Genomic DNA, 16,541 nt, shown 5'->3' on the forward strand with positions numbered 1-16,541 from the left:
ATGTAACCGGCACCGGCCTCTTCGCGGGTTTAGCCGCGAGAAGGCCGGCCCCACTGTCAATGCAACTCGAAGGTATCGGCATCCAGGTTCGCCGGGAACTTGGCCCGGTAGGCCGCCAGCTCCGCTGCACTCAACACCGCAGTAAACACCCCATCCGCCTCCCCGGCGCTCAGCAGACTCTCGCCCTGGAAGTCCAGCACCTGGCTGTCACCCGAATAGGCGAAGCCCTTGCCGTCGGTACCTACCCGGTTCACTGCGGCCACATAGCACAGGTTCTCGATACCACGCGCCGGCAACAGGCGGTTCCAATGCAGGCGACGGGCCGCCGGCCAGTTAGCGGTATACAGCAACAGGTCGGTGTCCTGGGCGTCACGGCTCCACACCGGGAAACGCAGGTCGTAGCAAATCAGGGGTCGCACCCGCCAGCCCTTGAGCTCGAACTGCACCTGGCGCTCACCCGGGGTGAAGTGCTTGTGCTCGCCGGCCATGCGGAACAGGTGGCGCTTGTCGTAATGCAGGATTTCACCATCCGGGCGCGCCCACAGCAGGCGATTGCGGTGGCTGCCGTCCGCGGCCTGGATGATCAGGCTGCCGGTGATGACTGCGTCGTGTTTCTTCGCCTGGGCCTTGAGCCATTTGTAGGTGGGGCCGTTCTCAGGCTCGGCCAGGGTTTCCGAGGCCATGGAAAACCCGGTGGTGAACATCTCGGGCAGGATCACCAGATCCACATCGCCCACCTGCGCCAGCAGCTCATCGAAGTGCGCGTAGTTGGCTTCGCGGTCGTGCCAGGCCAGGGTGGTCTGCACCAGGGCGACTTTCAGGTTAGGCAGTGCACTCAGATCGCGCATAGTTTTTCCGCTGCCTGACGCAGCGTCTCCTCTCGTTTGGCAAAGCACAGGCGAACCAGGCGTTGCTCGGGGATGGGTTGCTGGTAGAACACCGACACCGGAATGGTCGCCACGCCATGTTCGCGGGTCAGCCACAAGGCCATGTCGACGTCGTTCAGGTCCGGGCGGATCTGCGAGTAGTCCACCAGTTGGAAATAAGTGCCCGCCGTGCGGACAAAGGTGAAACGCGAGTCTTGCAGCAAGTCGCAGAACAGGTCGCGCTTGGCCTGGTAGAAGCCAGGCAACGCGTCGACATGCCCGGGGTCTTCGGCCATGAAATCGGCCAGGGCACATTGCAACGGCGTCACACCACAGAAGTTGACGTACTGATGCACCTTGCGCAGCTCTGCGCTCAGGGCTGGCGGGGCAACGACATAACCGGTCTTCCAGCCAGTGACGTGGTAAGTCTTGCCGAACGAGCTGACCACGAACGCGCGGCTGTAGAGTTCGGCATGGGCCAGCACGCTGGCGTGGCGCACACCGTCATACACCAAGTGTTCGTAGACCTCATCGCTGACCAGGTAGATATCGCGCCCGGCGATCAGACTGGCCAGCTGGTCGAGATCTTCACGGGTAATCAGCGCGCCGCTGGGGTTGTGCGGAGCATTGAGAATGACCATGCGCGTACGCGGGCTCAGGGCGTCGCTGAACCTCTGCCAGTCGATGCGAAAATCGCCATCGCTCAACTGAACATGCACGCACCGGCCACCGGCCAGGGCCACAGAAGGCGCGTAGCTGTCGTAGCACGGATCGAAGACGATGACCTCGTCGCCCGCTTGGATAACGGCCTGGATGGCACAGAAGATCGCCTCGGTGGCACCTGGGGTGATGGTCACTTCATGGTCGACATCGACTTTTGCACCGTACAGGCGCTCGATCTTGGCGGCGACCTCCTGGCGCAGGGCTGGCAGACCGGTCATCGGCGCATACTGGTTGTGCCCTAAAGCCACATGGCGGCCAACCGCGTCCAGCAGCGCCTGGGGGCCGTTGAAGTCGGGGAAACCCTGCGAAAGGTTCAACGCGCCGGTCTGTACGGCCAGCTGGGACATGGTGGTAAAGATGGTCGTGCCAACATTCGGCAGTTTGCTGCGGATCATGAAGCCCTCTTTCCTGGGGGTATCCGGCACGGGGTTGGAGTCCGAGCATAGCGGATCGAGCGGTCAGGAAAAAGGATGAAACAATGAGGGTATTGCGCTGGGTCAAAGGGCCAAATCGCCGGCAAGCCGGCTCCTGACCTTGGCGGTAGGAGCCTGCTTGCGGGCGACCACGCCCGCGGGAAATCAGCGCTTCTTGTCGCGGCGCTTCTTCTCGGCCTTCTTGTGGTGCGACATCAGGCGGCGCTTCTTGTTGACCTGGCGGTCGGTGAGGGTGTTCTTCTTGCCCTCGAACGGGTTCTCACTCCCTTTGTACTCGATGCGAATCGGCGTACCGACCAGCTTGAGCACACGGCGGTAAGTGTTTTCCAGGTAACGCGAGTACGACTTCGGAATCTTGTCGGTCTGGTTGCCGTGGATCACGATCAACGGCGGGTTGGCACCACCGAGGTGGGCATAGCGCAGCTTGATGCGGCGGCCATTGACCAGCGGCGGCTGGTGCTCGCTGACCGCATCCTCGAGGATCTGGGTCAGGCGGCTGGTCGGCCAGCGGGTAACCGCCGACTTGAACGCAGCCTGAACCGACTTGTACAAGTGGCCCACACCGGTGCCGTGCAGCGCCGAAATGAAGTGGATGTCGGCGAAGTCGACGAAGAACAGCCGGCGCTCCAGCTCGGTCTTCACATAATCGCGTTCACCCGGCTCCATGCCATCCCACTTGTTCAGGGCGATGACGATGGCGCGGCCGGCTTCCAGGGCGAAGCCCAGCAGGTTCAGGTCGTGGTCCACCACGCCTTCGCGGGCGTCCATGACGAAGATCACCACGTTGGCGTCCTTGATCGCCTGCAGCGTCTTGACCACCGAGAACTTCTCGACTTCCTCGTGGATCTTGCCGCGCTTGCGCACCCCGGCGGTGTCGATGAAGGTGTACTTCTCGTCATCACGCTCGAACGGGATGTAGATACTGTCGCGGGTGGTGCCCGGCTGGTCGTACACCACCACGCGCTCTTCACCGAGCATGCGGTTGACCAGCGTCGATTTACCGACGTTGGGGCGACCGATGATGGCGATCTTGATGCCATCTTTCTCGCTCGGCCCCGGAATACGCACAGCTTCCTCGCCTTCGGCGACGTCGGCATCCAGCGCTTCCTCGACCTGGTCGCGTGGGAGATGGCCGAGGACGGCCTCCATCAGCGCATTGATACCACGGCCCTGCGAGCCGGCCACTGGAATGGCGTTGCCCATGCCCAACGGCGAGAACTCGGCGCGAGCGACATCGGCGTCGATGTTGTCGATCTTGTTGGCGACCAGGATCGCTTCCTTGTTCCGCTTGCGCAGGTGCTCGGCGATCATCTGGTCGGCGGCGGTCATGCCGGCGCGGGCATCGACCAGGAACAGCACGTAGTCGGCTTCCTCGATGGCCATCAGCGACTGCTCGGCCATCTTCTCGTCCATGCCGACTTCGTCGCCGGTGATACCGCCGGTGTCGATCAGGATGTACGAACGACCCTGCCAGGTGGCATCGCCATACTGGCGGTCACGGGTCAGGCCCGACAGGTCACCGACGATGGCATCGCGGGTTTTGGTCAGGCGGTTGAACATGGTGGACTTGCCGACGTTCGGCCGTCCCACCAGGGCGATTACGGGAACCATGCGGCTCTCCACTCTTGAATTCTTGAAAATGCAAAGGCCGCTGCAAGGCAGCGGCCGGAGTTCGGGCGGCGTTTCCTACGCCGCAACTCAAGACCTGTAGCGGTCTTGAGCATAGCTTCAGCGGATGGTCAGTGCCTCGAGCTTGCCGCTGTTGCCAAAGACGTAGATGGTGTCGCCGACCACCAGGGGTCGGGCGCGCAGGCCATCGCTGTCGATTCGCTCGCGACCGACGAAACGGCCGTCGACCTGGCTGAGCAGGTGCAGGTAACCCTCGAAATCACCTACCGCCACGTAGCTGGAGAACACTTCCGGCGCCGACAACTGGCGGCGGGCCATGGAGTCATTGGTCCACAGCGCGCTGGAAGAACGCTCGTCGACACTCTCGACGGTGCCCGACGCTTCGCTGACGTAGACGTTGCCAAAGCCTTGGGCGACACCTACGTAGCTGGACGCATCGCGCTGCCACAGCACGCGACCGCTTTCCAGGTCCAGGCCCGCGACACGGCCCTGGTAGGTGCTGACGTACAGGGTACCACCGGACAGCAGCAAGCCGCCGTCGATGTCTACCACGCGGTCCAGCTCCGAACGGCCCTGTGGAATGGCCACGCGGCTTTCCCAGACAGGCACGCCGTTGCTGATGTCCACCGCAATGACTTTGCCAGTGGACAGGCCAGCAACGGCCAGACGGTTGGTCACGATCGGCGCGCCGGTGCCACGCAGGGTCAGCACCGCCGGAGTGCTTTCATAGATCCAGCGACGGTCGCCGGTCGCGGCATCGAGGCCGATCAGACGGTCGTCCTGGGTCTGGACCACCACCACGTCACCATTGTTCGCTGGCGGTGCCAGCACTTCACTGGTAACGCGCGAGCGCCAGCGCTCCTCACCGGTGCTGGAATCCAGCGCGATGACTTCGCCCTTGAGCGTGCCGAGCATGACCAGGCCGTAGCCTACGCCTACAGCGCCGGAAACCGGCAACTCCAGATCCTTCTTCCACACCACGTCACCGGTGATGCGGTCGAGGGCGAAGACTTCGCCATTGACATCGGATGCGTAGATGCGGTCATTCTCGATGGCCGGCACCAGGGTGTTGTACGTCTCGCCCTGGCCGTCACCGATCGAACGGCTCCACTGCTTCTTCAGCACCACTTCCTCGGTGAACTTGGTCAGCTCGGCCGGAGGCAGTTCCTTCTTGCTGTTGCTGCTGCAACCTGCGGCCAATACGGCCAGGGTCAGCACTGCTGCTTGTTTCCAACCGATCACGTCAGGCGTCCCCTTTGGCCAGGTCATCCAGCTTCAATTGCAGGCCACCGACCGCGGCGTCATCGGACAGCGCGGCCTTGGCTTTTTCGTAGGCGCCGTGAGCATCGTCGGCACGACCCAGCTGCACCAGCAGGTCGCCCTTCAACTCTTCGCGGCTGGCCAGGAACGCCTTGTCGGCGTCGCCATCGAGCAGCTTGAGCGCCTCCTCGGCCTTGTCCTGGGCAGCGAGCACACGCGCCAGACGCTGGCGAGCGATTTCACCCAGGGTAGCGTCGGCAGGTTTGTCCATCACGCTCTTGAGCTCGGCGGCGGCGTCGTCGAGCTTACCGCTCTCGACCGCCACCTTGGCCACGAACAGGCTGCCGTATTGGGCGTAGGCGGTACCACCGAACTCGCTCTTGAGCTTGCCAGACAATTCCGCCACCTTGGTGGCGTCAGGCTGGCCACTCGGCGTCAGACTGGTTTCCAGCAGGGCCTGGTACAGCGCCGAGGCACCTTGCGACTGATTGTTCTGGTACTTGTGCCAGGTATTCCAGCCCAACACCACCACACCGGCCAGCAGGGCACCGGTCAGCAGCGGCTTGCCGTTGCGGTTCCACCAGTCCTTGGCTGCGGCCAGGCCTTCATCATCGGTACTCGACACCCCAATACTCCTTTTCAGCAATTCGGCTGTTTGACTGCTTCACGCTTGCGCGATGGCAGCTTCCAGGTGCTCGGCCAGAGCATCCCAGGCAATGTTCTGTTGTTCACCCTGGCCACGCAGGGGCTTGAAACCAATGGTGCGCTGCGCGAGCTCGTCGTCGCCAAGAATCAGCGCAAACAGCGCACCGCTCTTGTCGGCTTTCTTGAACTGGCTCTTGAAACTGCCCCCCCCGGCGTTGACCGCCAGGCGCAGGCCCGGGAGACGGTCACGCAGGCCTTCGGATAGCTTCAGCCCGGCCAGTTCGGCCTGGTCGCCGAAAGCGCACAGGTAGACGTCGATCTGGCGGCTGATGGACTCTGGCACCTTGCCCAGGGTCTCCAGCAGCAGGATCAGACGCTCGATACCCATGGCGAAACCAACGCCCGGGGTCGGCTTGCCGCCCATCTGTTCGACCAGGCCGTCGTAGCGGCCACCGGCGCACACAGTGCCCTGGGCGCCGAGCTTGTCGGTGACCCACTCGAACACGGTCTTGCTGTAGTAGTCCAGGCCACGCACCAGCTTGGTGTTGATTACGAACGGAATGCCAGCGGCATCCAGACGGGCCTTGAGGCCCTCGAAGTGCACACGGGACTCCTCGTCCAGGTACGCTTCCAGTTTTGGCGCATCGACCAGCACCGCTTGGGTGTTCTGGTCCTTGCTGTCGAGAATGCGCAGCGGGTTGCTCTTCAGGCGGCGCTGGCTGTCTTCGTCCAGCTGGTCCAGACGCGCGGACAGGAACTCGACCAGGGCATCGCGGTAACGTGCGCGCGCTTCGCTGGTGCCCAGGCTGTTGAGCTCCAGCTTGACGGCATCCTGAATGCCCAGCAGGCCCCAAAGACGCCAGGTGAGCATGATCAGCTCGGCGTCGATGTCCGGACCGTCCAGGTTGAACACTTCCACGCCAATCTGGTGGAACTGGCGGTAGCGGCCTTTCTGCGGGCGCTCGTGACGGAACATCTGGCCGATGTACCACAGCTTCTGGACCTGGCCGTTGCCGGTGATGCCATGTTCCAGTACGGCTCGCACGCAAGCGGCTGTGCCTTCGGGGCGCAGGGTGAGCGAATCGCCGTTGCGGTCCTCGAAGGTGTACATCTCTTTTTCGACGATGTCGGTGACTTCACCGATGGAGCGCTTGAACAGCTCGGTGAACTCGACGATCGGCGTACGGATCTGGCTGTACCCGTAGGTGTCCAGCAGACCAGCCACGGTACCCTCGAAGTAACGCCACAGTGGCGACTGCTCGGGCAGGATGTCGTTCATGCCACGAATGGCTTGCAGCGATTTGCTCACGGGGAATCCTTACGAATCTGTGTATCAGCCGCGGGCGATCAGCGCCGCGTCGGCCTCGACCTTCTCGGCCGCTTTCTGGCGGATGAGTTTTTCCAGCTCATCGACCAGGTTGTCATTGGTCAGCTTCTGCGCGGGCTTGCCGTCGATGTAGACCAGGTTCGGAGTACCACCGGTCAACCCCACATGGGACTCCTTGGCCTCACCTGGGCCGTTGACCACGCAGCCGATCACCGCGACGTCCAGCGGTACCAGCAGGTCTTCCAGGCGCCCTTCCAGCTCGTTCATGGTCTTGACCACATCGAAGTTTTGCCGCGAACAGCTCGGACACGCGATGAAGTTGATGCCACGGGAACGCAGGTGCAGCGACTTGAGGATGTCGTAACCGACCTTCACTTCCTCGACCGGATCGGCAGCCAGGGAGATACGGATGGTATCGCCGATACCTTCGGCCAGCAGCATACCGATGCCGACGGCGGATTTCACCGTTCCCGAACGCAGGCCACCGGCTTCGGTGATACCCAGGTGCAGCGGCTGGATGATCTGCTTGGCCAGCAGGCGGTAGGCTTCGACGGCCATGAACACGTCGGAGGCCTTGACGCTGACCTTGAAGTCCTGGAAGTCCAAGCGGTCGAGATGCTCGACATGGCGCAGGGCCGACTCGACCAGTGCAGCTGGGGTCGGTTCGCCGTATTTCTTCTGCAGGTCCTTTTCCAGCGAGCCGGCGTTGACGCCGATACGGATCGGGATGCCACGGTCGCGAGCGGCATCCACCACCGCGCGCACTCGGTCTTCACGACCGATGTTGCCCGGGTTGATGCGCAGACAGTCGACACCCAGCTCGGCCACGCGCAGGGCGATCTTGTAGTCGAAGTGGATATCGGCGACCAGCGGCACGCTGACCTGCTGCTTGATGCGACCGAACGCCTCGGCGGCGTCCATGTCAGGGACCGAGACGCGCACGATGTCGACGCCAGCATCGACCAGACGCTGGATCTGCGCCACGGTGGCAGCGACATCATTGGTGTCGGTGTTGGTCATGCTCTGTACCGCGATGGGGGCATCCCCCCCTACTGGCACATTGCCGACCCAGATTTTGCGGGATTCGCGACGTTTGATCGGAGATTCGCCGTGCATGACTTACTGTCCCAACTTCAGGCGAGCGGTCTCGCCACTGGTGAACGGGGCAACATCGACGGCCTGACCGTTGTAGCTGACCTGAGCGCCACGGGCAAAGCCCAGGCGTACCGCGAACGGCGGCTTACCGGTCAGTTCCAGGCTGTCACCCTTGCGCTTGATGGCGCTGAACAGCACCTTGCCGTTGCCATCTGTAACTTGCGTCCAGCAATCGGCGGTGAATTGGATCGCTACCTTGGCACTCCCGGCCGCTACTTCGGCTGGGGTGGCCACGGGGGTTGCCGGCGCACTGGCGACAGGTGCCGCTGGCGTGGCAGGTACGACTGGAGCGACCGGTGCAGGCACTACGGCCGTGGCCGGCGCGTGCTGGACCGGGGCTGCTGCGGGTGCGGGCGCGACAACCGGCGCCTGGGCGGACGGCGCAGTCGCAGCGACAGCAGGGTTGGCTGGCTCGCTGGCGGCCTGCGCAGGCTCCTCGGCGGCGGGCTGCTCCAGTGGCAGTGGCGCACTCTCAGCTTGCTCGCCAGCGGTAACCGCCTGGTCTTCAGGTTCGTCCAGCGGGTGGATCTGTGTGGTGCCGTCGGCGCTCTCGACCTCGACGTGCTCCAGGGCGATCTTGGCCAGGTCCTTGCCACGCAGGCTGCCCTGGTCCTGCCACCACAGGAAGCTGCCGCCGACGACGGCCAGCAACAACAGCAGGCTGACCCCGCGCAGGATGTTATGCGACAGGCGCACCGGTTCTTCGATGCGCCCCAACGAGTGCACTTCACTGCCCTTGGCGTGGGTACCAGTGAACTGATCGAAGGCTTCGACCAGCGGGGCCTGATCCATGTCCATCAGCTTGGCGTAGGCACGGATGTAGCCACGGGCGAAGGTATGCCCCGGCAGCTTGTCGAAGGCACCGGTTTCCAAATGGTTCAGCGACGTGACCGTGAGGTTGAGCTTGCGGGCGACCTCGGCTTGCGACCATTCCCGGTTCTCGCGGGCCTGGCGCAAGAGTTCACCGGGGTTTTGGCGAGACGCTGCTGCTACTTCGGGATGCGCGGCTTTCATCGTTGCTCCGACAGGTATTGCTGATATTCCGGCGTACCGGGATAAAGTCGTTGTAATTGCTCGCCCAGCTCAGCCAGTGCGTTGCGTTCGTCGAACGCGCGGGCAAGGCGACTGCCCAGCAGCAGGCTGCGGGCGTCGTGGCCACTCAACTGGCTGAAACGATCGTAGTAGTCCCGGGCCGGCACATAATGCCTGTTTTCGTAAGACAACTCAGCCATTTCCAACAACGCCCTGGGTTGTCGCGGGTTGAGTTGCAGGGCCTTGCCCAAATACGCATGGGCCTGGTCGCGACGGTCGAGCCTGAGGGCTGTGAGGCCGAGGTTTTCGTACACGCGCGAACGCTCAGGATACAGGCTATCGGCACTGGCCAGGCGAAACATCTGCTCGGCCTCATCGAACCGCTGCTGAGCATATAGGAAACTGCCGTAATTGTTGCGAATTCGCGTGTCGCCGTCACGCGCATTCAAGGCCTTGCGAAAATGCGCTTCGGCCAGGGCGGGCTCGCCCTGCGCTTGGAACACCAGTGCCAGCGCGGCGTGGGCGTCGGCATCGTTGGCATTCAGGGCCAAGGCCTTGCTCAACGGCACCTTGGCCTGTTCGGCAAAGCCTTGTTGCAAATATCCGAGTCCGAGCTGCACGTAAGCCTTGCCAGCCTCGGCACGCCCTTGGCGATTGGCCAAGGGGTCGCTCGCGCCGCCCGACACACAGCCGGCCAGCAGCACAAGTGTCAGCATCGATAGCGCGGCGCGCAGGTTCATGGCCGGGCCCGCAATCAGTGGCGCACGGCGCTGTCTTGCAACTCGTTGTCGGCAGACAACTGGCGGACGGCGATGTAGCGCTCGCTACGACGGGTGCGGTCATTGACCTGCCCGACCAACTGACCGCAAGCCGCGTCGATGTCGTCGCCCCGGGTAGTGCGGGTGGTGACGTTGAAGCCGCCGTGGTGCAACAGGTCCTGGAAGCGACGGATGGCGTTATTGCTGGGTCGCTCGTAACCCGAGTGCGGGAACGGGTTGAACGGAATCAGGTTGATCTTGCACGGCACGTCACGCAGCAGCTCGATCATCTGCGCGGCATGCTCAGGTTGGTCGTTGACGTCCTTGAGCAAGGTGTACTCGACGGTCAGCACGCGCTTGCCACCCAGGGTGGCCATATAGCCCATGCACGACTCCAGCAGCACCTTGAGCGGGTACTTCTTGTTGATCGGCACCAGCTGATTGCGCAGCTCGTCATTTGGCGCGTGCAGCGACAGCGCCAGCGACACGTCGATGTGCTTGGCCAGCTCGTCGATCATCGGCACCACGCCCGAGGTGGACAAGGTGACACGACGCTTGGAAATGCCATAGCCCAGATCATCCATCATGATCTTCATGGCGGCGATGACATTGTCGAAATTGAGCAGAGGCTCGCCCATGCCCATCATGACCACGTTGGTGATGGCGCGGTCGATCTTGGCAGGAACGGTCCCGAAGGATTTGTTGGCAAGCCACACTTGGCCGATGACTTCGGCGGCGGTGAGGTTGCTGTTGAAGCCTTGCTTGCCGGTGGAGCAGAAACTGCAGTCCAGGGCACAGCCGGCTTGCGACGACACGCAGAGCGTACCGCGATCGTCGGTAGGGATGTAGACGGTCTCGACGCAGCTGCCGGAGGCAACGCGGACCACCCACTTGCGGGTACCGTCGGCGGAAATGTCTTCACTGACCACTTCCGGCGCCCGAATCTCGGCAACGGCCTCGAGCTTTTCGCGCAAGGCCTTGCCGACATTGGTCATGGCGGCGAAATCGTCGACGCCAAAGTGGTGAATCCATTTCATGACCTGACCGGCACGAAAACGCTTCTCCCCGATCGACTCGAAGAATTTTTCCATTTCCTGGAGGGTCAGGCCCAACAGGTTGATCTTGCCAGTCATGTCACTCATGGAATCACCCAAGACCTGCTTCGCTTAGCGAATGCGGTCGCACAGCTCGGTAGCGGAGAAGAAGTAAGCGATTTCGCGGGCAGCCGAAGCTTCCGAGTCGGAACCGTGCACGGCGTTCTCGTCGATGGAAACGGCGAAGTCAGCGCGGATGGTGCCGGCAGCAGCTTCTTTCGGGTTGGTAGCGCCCATCAGCTCACGGTTGGCCAGAACGGCGTTTTCGCCTTCCAGAACCTGAACGATGACCGGGCCCGAAGTCATGAAGGCAACCAGATCAGCGAAGAAGCCGCGCTCTTTGTGCTCGGCGTAGAAGCCTTCGGCTTCGGCTTTGGACAGTTGCTTCATTTTCGAAGCGACGACGCGCAGGCCGGCTTTCTCGAAACGAGTGGTGATCTCGCCGATGACGTTCTTGGCGACGGCGTCAGGCTTGATGATGGAGAAAGTACGTTGAACAGCCATGGAAAACTCCAGAAAAATGAGTGTTGCGAAAAATTAAACCCGCGAATTATACGCGGGTTCCAGGGGATTGCCTAACCTGCAGCACACGCTCAGTCGGCTTCTTCGATCCAGGCCGCCTGGATGGCCTCGAGCACTTTCTCACCGCCGCGTGACGGATCGTCGCTGAACTCTGGCAATGCCAGCACCCAACGGTGCAGATCGACGAAATTCACATAACGAGGATCGACGTCCGGCTTGCTTTCCGCAAGCTGGATGGCGATCTCAAGTACATCAATCCATTTCAGACTCATGCGCAAAACCTCAATGCGGTGCTTCGGCGGCGTGGTTGAGCGAGTATTTTGGAATCTCGATGGTGAGGTCTTCCTCACCGACGATCACCTGGCAGGCCAGGCGCGACTGCGCCTCCAGACCCCAGGCCTTGTCCAGCATATCCTCTTCCAGCTCGTCGGCCTCTTCAAGCGAGTCGAAGCCTTCACGCACGATGCAATGACAGGTGGTGCAGGCACACACGCCGCCGCACGCACTTTCCATCTCGATGTGGTGCTCGTGGGCCAGTTCCAGGATATTGGTCCCGGGCTCCACCTCCACTACCAGCCCCTCCGGGCAGAACTTCTCGTGCGGCAGGAAAATCACCTGTGGCATCGGTTACTCCTCGATCTCATTCAGGTTGCGCCCGGCCAGTGCGGCTTTGACCGTCGAATCAAGGCGACGGGCGGCAAAAGCATCGGTCACCTGCGACAGACGCTTGGTCTGCTGCTCGATGGCCGCGCCATCGGTGCCGCTAAGCAAATCACGCAATTCTTGCATCTGATGCTCGATAGCCACGCGCTCGTCACTGCTGAGCAAACGATCGCCATCGGCGTCGAGGGCGCCCTGCACCGCTTCAAGCAGGCGCTCGCCGTCGACCTGGTGCTCGCGCAACTGTCGGGCCTGCTTGTCGGAACCGGCGTGCTCGAAGGAATCCTTGAGCATGCGTGCGATCTCGCCATCGGTCAGGCCGTAGGACGGTTTGACCTGGATGCTGGCTTCGACGCCCGAGCCGAGTTCGCGCGCGGCGACGCTCAGCAGGCCATCGGCGTCGACCTGGAAGGTGACGCGGATCTTCGCCGCACCGGCGACCATGGCCGGGATTCCACGCAGCTCGAAGCGCGCCAGGGAGCGACAGTCGCTGATCAACTCGCGCTCGCCCTGCAGGACGTGGATCATCATCGCCGACTGGCCATCTTTGTAGGTGGTGAATTCCTGGGCGCGAGCCACCGGGATGGTGGTATTGCGCGGAATCACCTTTTCCATCAGCCCGCCCATGGTCTCAAGCCCAAGGGACAGCGGGATGACGTCCAGCAACAGCAGTTCGCCACCCTCGCGACGATTACCGGCCAGGGTATCGGCCTGGATGGCAGCACCGATGGCCACCACCTGGTCAGGGTCGATAGAGGTCAGCGGCGTACGGCCGAACAGTGCACCGACGGCGTCGCGCACGCGCGGAACGCGGGTGGAACCGCCTACCATGACCACGGCACCGACCTCGTCGAGCTCAACGCCACTATCACGCACGGCGCGGCGGCAAGCCTTGAGACTGCGGGCGACCAGTGGCTCGATCATGGCTTCGAATGCAGCGCGGCTCAGCTCGCCTTGCCAGGCGCCGTGGCTGACACTGACCACGTCGGCATCGGTCAGGGCCTCCTTGGCAGCGCAGGCGCTTTGCAGCAGCTGACGCTGGGTGGCCGGGTCGAGGTCGGCAGACAGGCCGGCCTGCTCGATGATCCAGCCTGCAATGGCATGGTCGAAGTCATCGCCGCCCAGGGCGGTATCGCCACCGGTCGCCAGCACCTCGAAAACACCTGCGGTCAGGCGAAGTATGGAGATATCGAAGGTACCGCCACCCAAGTCATAGATGGCCACCAGGCCTTCGGCTTTCTGGTCCAGGCCGTAGGCCACCGCCGCGGCAGTGGGCTCGTTGAGCAGGCGCAGCACGTTCAGGCCGGCCAGCTTGGCGGCGTCCTTGGTGGCTTGGCGCTGGGCATCGTCGAAGTAGGCCGGCACGGTGATCACCGCCCCTACCAGCTCGCCACCCAGGGTGGCTTCCGCTCGCTCGCGCAGCACCTTGAGGATGTCGGCGGAGACTTCCACCGGGCTCTTCGGCCCCTGGACCGTGTCGATGAACGGCATGTGCGACTCGCCGCCGACGAAGCGGTACGGCAGCTGCTCGCCCAGTTGCTTGACGTCGGCCAGGCCGCGCCCCATCAGGCGCTTGACCGACAGCACGGTGTTCAGTGGATCGCTGGAGGCCGCCTCGCGCGCTGCCAGGCCGACTTCGCTACGGCCATCGAGGTAGCGCACGGCGGAAGGCAGGATGACATTACCCTGCGCATCGGGCAGAGGCTCGCTGCGACCGCTGCGCACGGCAGCGACCAGAGAATTGGTGGTACCCAGGTCGATACCCACCGCCAGGCGACGCTGGTGAGGTTGCGGGCTTTGACCGGGTTCGGCGATCTGCAGTAGGGCCATGCTTATCTGAATACCTTAGGCGTCATCACGGGAGACACCGGGTTAATCGTCGAGGCGCTCTTCCAGTTGGCGCACTTCTTGGGCGAGCTTGTCGAGGAACTGCATGCGGCGCATCAGGCGTTCAGCCTTGTCGCGCTCGGCAGGCACATCCCAGCAGGCGGCGAAATCCTCGTTCAGCGTGTCCTGGGCAGCCTTGAGGCGCTTCTTGAACACGGCGACACCGTCGAGGTCGGCTTCGTCCTGCAGCTCTTCGAGTTCTTCGCGCCACTGCATCTGCTGCAACAGGAAGTCGGGGTCATGGACCGTGACCTCCTGGGGCACTTCGTGACCACTGATGGCCAGCAGGTAGCGGGCTCGACGTGGCGCACTGCGCAGGGTCTGGTAGGCGTCGTTGAGGGTTGCGGACTTCTCCAGCGCCACCCGCTGCTCCCGCTCGGAAGCGTCGGCGAAGCGGTCCGGATGCACCTCACGGGCCAGCTCGCGGTAGCGAGTGGCCAACTTGTCGAGGTCCAGGCGGAAGCAGGGCTGGAGGTCAAACAGCGCGAAATGACAAGGAGTACCCACGGCCAGCCTCAGACGTTGAAGCTTTCGCCGCAGCCACACTCACCGCGCACGTTGGGGTTGTTGAACTTGAAGCCTTCGTTCAACCCTTCCTTGACGAAGTCCAGCTCGGTGCCGTCGAGGTAGACCAGGCTCTTGGGATCGATGATCACCTTGACGCCGTGGTTCTCGAACACCTGGTCTTCGTCAGCCAACTCGTCGACGAACTCCAGCACATAGGCCAGACCCGAGCAGCCGGTGGTGCGCACGCCCAGGCGGATGCCCTCGCCCTTGCCGCGCCCTTCGAGGGAACGCCGCACGTGGTTGGCGGCGGCTTCTGTCATGCTGATAGCCATCGGAACTCCTTACTAACCGTGCAACAGGCGGCTTAGATCAAGCCTTTCTTCTGCTTGTAATCGCGAACGGCGGCCTTGATGGCGTCTTCGGCGAGTACCGAGCAGTGGATCTTGACCGGCGGCAACGCCAGTTCTTCTGCCAGCTGGGTGTTCTTGATGGTTTCGGCTTCGTCCAGGGTCTTGCCCTTCATCCACTCGGTGGCCAGGGAGCTGGAAGCGATGGCCGAACCGCAGCCGTAAGTCTTGAACTTGGCATCTTCGATGATGCCTTGCTCGTTGACCTTGATCTGCAGACGCATCACGTCACCGCACGCGGGAGCGCCGACCATGCCAGTCCCGACATCCGGGTCCTCGGCGTTCATCTTGCCGACGTTGCGTGGGTTTTCGTAGTGGTCGATGACCTTTTCACTGTATGCCATGGTGCAATTCCTTCCTCATCAGGGAGCCGCTCTTGCCGGCGACTGCTTAGTGGGCGGCCCACTCGATCTTGGAGATGTCAACGCCGTCTTTGTACATGTCCCACAGCGGCGACAGCTCACGCAGTTTGTTTACCGCTTCGCAGACTTTCTGCGCGGCATAGTCGACTTCTTCTTCAGTGGTGAAACGACCGAAGGAGAAGCGGATGGAGCTGTGCGCCAGCTCGTCGTTGCGGCCCAGGGCGCGCAGGACGTAGGACGGTTCGAGCGAAGCGGAGGTGCAGGCCGAACCGGACGAAACGGCGATGTCCTTCAGCGACATCAGCAGCGACTCGCCTTCGACGTAGTTGAAGCTCAGGTTCAGGTTGTGCGGCACGCGAGCGGTGCGGCTGCCGTTGACGTACAGCTCTTCGAGGTCGGAGACCTGACTGAAGAAGCGGTCGCTCAGGGCCTTGATGCGCGCATTCTCGGTGGCCATTTCCTGCTTGGCGATGGCGAAGGCTTCGCCCATGCCGACGATCTGGTGGGTCGGCAGGGTACCCGAACGCATGCCGCGCTCATGACCACCGCCGTGAATGATGGCTTCCAGGCGCACGCGCGGCTTGCGGCTGACGTACAGCGCGCCAATACCCTTGGGCCCATAGACCTTGTGGGCCGAGAAGGACATCAGGTCGACCTTCAGCTTCTGCAGGTCGATTTCGACCTTGCCTGCCGACTGGGCAGCATCGACGTGGAACAGCACGCCGCGAGAGCGGGTCAGTTCGCCGATCGCGGCGATGTCGTTGATCGAACCAACTTCGTTGTTGACGTGCATCAGCGAGACCAGAATGGTGTCGTCGCGCAGGGCCGCCTCGACCATGGCCGGGGTGACGATACCGTCTTCGCCCGGCTCCAGGTAGGTGACCTCGAAGCCTTCACGCTCGAGCTGGCGAGCGGTATCCAGGACCGCCTTGTGCTCGATCTTGGAGGTGATGATGTGCTTGCCCTTGGTCTGATAGAAGTGCGCAACGCCCTTCAACGCCAGGTTGTCGGACTCGGTGGCACCACTGGTCCAGACGATCTCGCGCGGGTCGGCGTTGATCAGCTCGGCAACCTGGCGACGGCCGTTCTCAACCGCTTCCTCGGCTTTCCAGCCAAAGACGTGGGAGCGCGACGCCGGGTTACCGAAGTTCCCGTCGACCAGCAGGCACTCGGCCATTTTCTGGGCAACGCGTGGGTCGACCGGCGTGGTCGCGGAGTAATCGAGGTAGATCGGCAACTTCATTGGGTATCTCCTATCAGGCGGTTGGCGTCG

Annotated in this window: 18 protein-coding genes; all 18 read right to left on the reverse strand. The window is 62.7% G+C overall.

Going from position 1 to position 16,541, the window contains the following annotated elements; all coding sequences use genetic code 11:
- Positions 1-56: 56 nt before the first annotated feature.
- The gene (locus IF103_RS19705) at positions 57-848 is read right to left on the reverse strand and encodes an amidohydrolase (RefSeq protein WP_023382198.1); all 792 of its coding nucleotides are present in this window, start codon (positions 846-848) and stop codon (positions 57-59) included.
- A complete protein-coding gene (locus IF103_RS19710) occupies positions 836-1,984 on the reverse strand; it encodes a pyridoxal phosphate-dependent aminotransferase (RefSeq protein ID WP_023382199.1) in 1,149 nt (382 codons plus the stop codon). Before IF103_RS19710 ends, IF103_RS19705 begins: the two co-directional genes overlap by 13 nt.
- A 183-nt stretch (positions 1,985-2,167) precedes the next feature.
- A complete protein-coding gene (gene der, locus IF103_RS19715) occupies positions 2,168-3,634 on the reverse strand; it encodes a ribosome biogenesis GTPase Der (protein ID WP_023382200.1) in 1,467 nt (488 codons plus the stop codon).
- A 117-nt stretch (positions 3,635-3,751) separates the two neighbouring features.
- Positions 3,752-4,894, reverse strand: a complete 1,143-nt coding sequence (gene bamB, locus IF103_RS19720; protein ID WP_023382201.1) for an outer membrane protein assembly factor BamB — start codon at positions 4,892-4,894, stop codon at positions 3,752-3,754.
- Between the two features lies 1 nt (position 4,895).
- The gene (locus IF103_RS19725) at positions 4,896-5,537 is read right to left on the reverse strand and encodes a tetratricopeptide repeat protein (RefSeq protein ID WP_027906603.1); all 642 of its coding nucleotides are present in this window, start codon (positions 5,535-5,537) and stop codon (positions 4,896-4,898) included.
- Positions 5,538-5,576: 39 nt separating this feature from the next.
- Positions 5,577-6,866, reverse strand: coding sequence for a histidine--tRNA ligase (hisS, locus tag IF103_RS19730; protein WP_023382203.1), 1,290 nt, complete (start codon positions 6,864-6,866; stop codon positions 5,577-5,579).
- A gap of 24 nt (positions 6,867-6,890) precedes the next feature.
- Positions 6,891-8,000 carry a flavodoxin-dependent (E)-4-hydroxy-3-methylbut-2-enyl-diphosphate synthase gene (gene ispG, locus IF103_RS19735; protein ID WP_023382204.1) on the reverse strand — a complete coding sequence of 370 codons (1,110 nt, stop codon included), beginning with the start codon at positions 7,998-8,000 and terminating at the stop codon, positions 6,891-6,893.
- 3 nt (positions 8,001-8,003) lie between these two features.
- Entirely contained in the window at positions 8,004-9,053 is a 1,050-nt protein-coding gene (locus IF103_RS19740) for a RodZ domain-containing protein (RefSeq protein ID WP_027906604.1), read from the reverse strand.
- Positions 9,050-9,811 carry a type IV pilus biogenesis/stability protein PilW gene (pilW, locus tag IF103_RS19745; RefSeq protein WP_023382206.1) on the reverse strand — a complete coding sequence of 254 codons (762 nt, stop codon included), beginning with the start codon at positions 9,809-9,811 and terminating at the stop codon, positions 9,050-9,052. The genes IF103_RS19740 and pilW overlap by 4 nt, the downstream gene beginning before the upstream one ends.
- 14 nt (positions 9,812-9,825) lie before the next feature.
- Positions 9,826-10,971, reverse strand: coding sequence for a dual-specificity RNA methyltransferase RlmN (rlmN, locus tag IF103_RS19750; protein WP_027906606.1), 1,146 nt, complete (start codon positions 10,969-10,971; stop codon positions 9,826-9,828).
- Positions 10,972-10,995: 24 nt separating this feature from the next.
- Complete coding sequence (gene ndk, locus IF103_RS19755; RefSeq protein ID WP_023382208.1) at positions 10,996-11,427, reverse strand: nucleoside-diphosphate kinase; 432 nt, start codon at positions 11,425-11,427, stop codon at positions 10,996-10,998.
- An 89-nt stretch (positions 11,428-11,516) separates the two neighbouring features.
- Positions 11,517-11,717: a Fe-S cluster assembly protein IscX gene (gene iscX, locus IF103_RS19760; protein WP_023382209.1), complete on the reverse strand. Its 201-nt coding sequence runs from the start codon at positions 11,715-11,717 to the stop codon at positions 11,517-11,519.
- A gap of 10 nt (positions 11,718-11,727) precedes the next feature.
- Positions 11,728-12,069 carry an ISC system 2Fe-2S type ferredoxin gene (gene fdx, locus IF103_RS19765; RefSeq protein WP_023382210.1) on the reverse strand — a complete coding sequence of 114 codons (342 nt, stop codon included), beginning with the start codon at positions 12,067-12,069 and terminating at the stop codon, positions 11,728-11,730.
- 3 nt (positions 12,070-12,072) lie between these two features.
- Complete coding sequence (hscA, locus tag IF103_RS19770) at positions 12,073-13,935, reverse strand: Fe-S protein assembly chaperone HscA (RefSeq protein ID WP_023382212.1); 1,863 nt, start codon at positions 13,933-13,935, stop codon at positions 12,073-12,075.
- A gap of 42 nt (positions 13,936-13,977) precedes the next feature.
- The gene (gene hscB, locus IF103_RS19775; protein ID WP_023382213.1) at positions 13,978-14,499 is read right to left on the reverse strand and encodes a co-chaperone HscB; all 522 of its coding nucleotides are present in this window, start codon (positions 14,497-14,499) and stop codon (positions 13,978-13,980) included.
- 8 nt (positions 14,500-14,507) lie between these two features.
- Complete coding sequence (gene iscA / locus IF103_RS19780; protein WP_003257854.1) at positions 14,508-14,831, reverse strand: iron-sulfur cluster assembly protein IscA; 324 nt, start codon at positions 14,829-14,831, stop codon at positions 14,508-14,510.
- Between the two features lie 32 nt (positions 14,832-14,863).
- Positions 14,864-15,250, reverse strand: a complete 387-nt coding sequence (gene iscU / locus IF103_RS19785; RefSeq protein WP_007929523.1) for a Fe-S cluster assembly scaffold IscU — start codon at positions 15,248-15,250, stop codon at positions 14,864-14,866.
- A 46-nt stretch (positions 15,251-15,296) separates the two neighbouring features.
- Entirely contained in the window at positions 15,297-16,511 is a 1,215-nt protein-coding gene (locus IF103_RS19790) for an IscS subfamily cysteine desulfurase (RefSeq protein WP_023382214.1), read from the reverse strand.
- Between the last annotated feature and the right edge of the window lie 30 nt (positions 16,512-16,541).

The organism is Pseudomonas sp. SK2, assembly GCF_016772395.1.
Lineage (GTDB): Bacteria > Pseudomonadota > Gammaproteobacteria > Pseudomonadales > Pseudomonadaceae > Aquipseudomonas > Aquipseudomonas taiwanensis.

What these genes read in the sequence shown, in the direction of transcription:
- IF103_RS19705 (WP_023382198.1), bottom strand. Translation starts at nt 848, where the DNA reads ATGCGCGATCTGAGTGCACTGCCTAACCTGAAAGTCGCCCTGGTGCAG.
- IF103_RS19710 (WP_023382199.1), bottom strand. Translation starts at nt 1,984, where the DNA reads ATGATCCGCAGCAAACTGCCGAATGTTGGCACGACCATCTTTACCACC.
- der (WP_023382200.1), bottom strand. Translation starts at nt 3,634, where the DNA reads ATGGTTCCCGTAATCGCCCTGGTGGGACGGCCGAACGTCGGCAAGTCC.
- ispG (WP_023382204.1), bottom strand. Translation starts at nt 8,000, where the DNA reads ATGCACGGCGAATCTCCGATCAAACGTCGCGAATCCCGCAAAATCTGG.
- IF103_RS19740 (WP_027906604.1), bottom strand. Translation starts at nt 9,053, where the DNA reads ATGAAAGCCGCGCATCCCGAAGTAGCAGCAGCGTCTCGCCAAAACCCC.
- pilW (WP_023382206.1), bottom strand. Translation starts at nt 9,811, where the DNA reads ATGAACCTGCGCGCCGCGCTATCGATGCTGACACTTGTGCTGCTGGCC.
- rlmN (WP_027906606.1), bottom strand. Translation starts at nt 10,971, where the DNA reads ATGAGTGACATGACTGGCAAGATCAACCTGTTGGGCCTGACCCTCCAG.
- ndk (WP_023382208.1), bottom strand. Translation starts at nt 11,427, where the DNA reads ATGGCTGTTCAACGTACTTTCTCCATCATCAAGCCTGACGCCGTCGCC.
- iscX (WP_023382209.1), bottom strand. Translation starts at nt 11,717, where the DNA reads ATGAGTCTGAAATGGATTGATGTACTTGAGATCGCCATCCAGCTTGCG.
- fdx (WP_023382210.1), bottom strand. Translation starts at nt 12,069, where the DNA reads ATGCCACAGGTGATTTTCCTGCCGCACGAGAAGTTCTGCCCGGAGGGG.
- hscA (WP_023382212.1), bottom strand. Translation starts at nt 13,935, where the DNA reads ATGGCCCTACTGCAGATCGCCGAACCCGGTCAAAGCCCGCAACCTCAC.
- iscA (WP_003257854.1), bottom strand. Translation starts at nt 14,831, where the DNA reads ATGGCTATCAGCATGACAGAAGCCGCCGCCAACCACGTGCGGCGTTCC.
- iscU (WP_007929523.1), bottom strand. Translation starts at nt 15,250, where the DNA reads ATGGCATACAGTGAAAAGGTCATCGACCACTACGAAAACCCACGCAAC.
- IF103_RS19790 (WP_023382214.1), bottom strand. Translation starts at nt 16,511, where the DNA reads ATGAAGTTGCCGATCTACCTCGATTACTCCGCGACCACGCCGGTCGAC.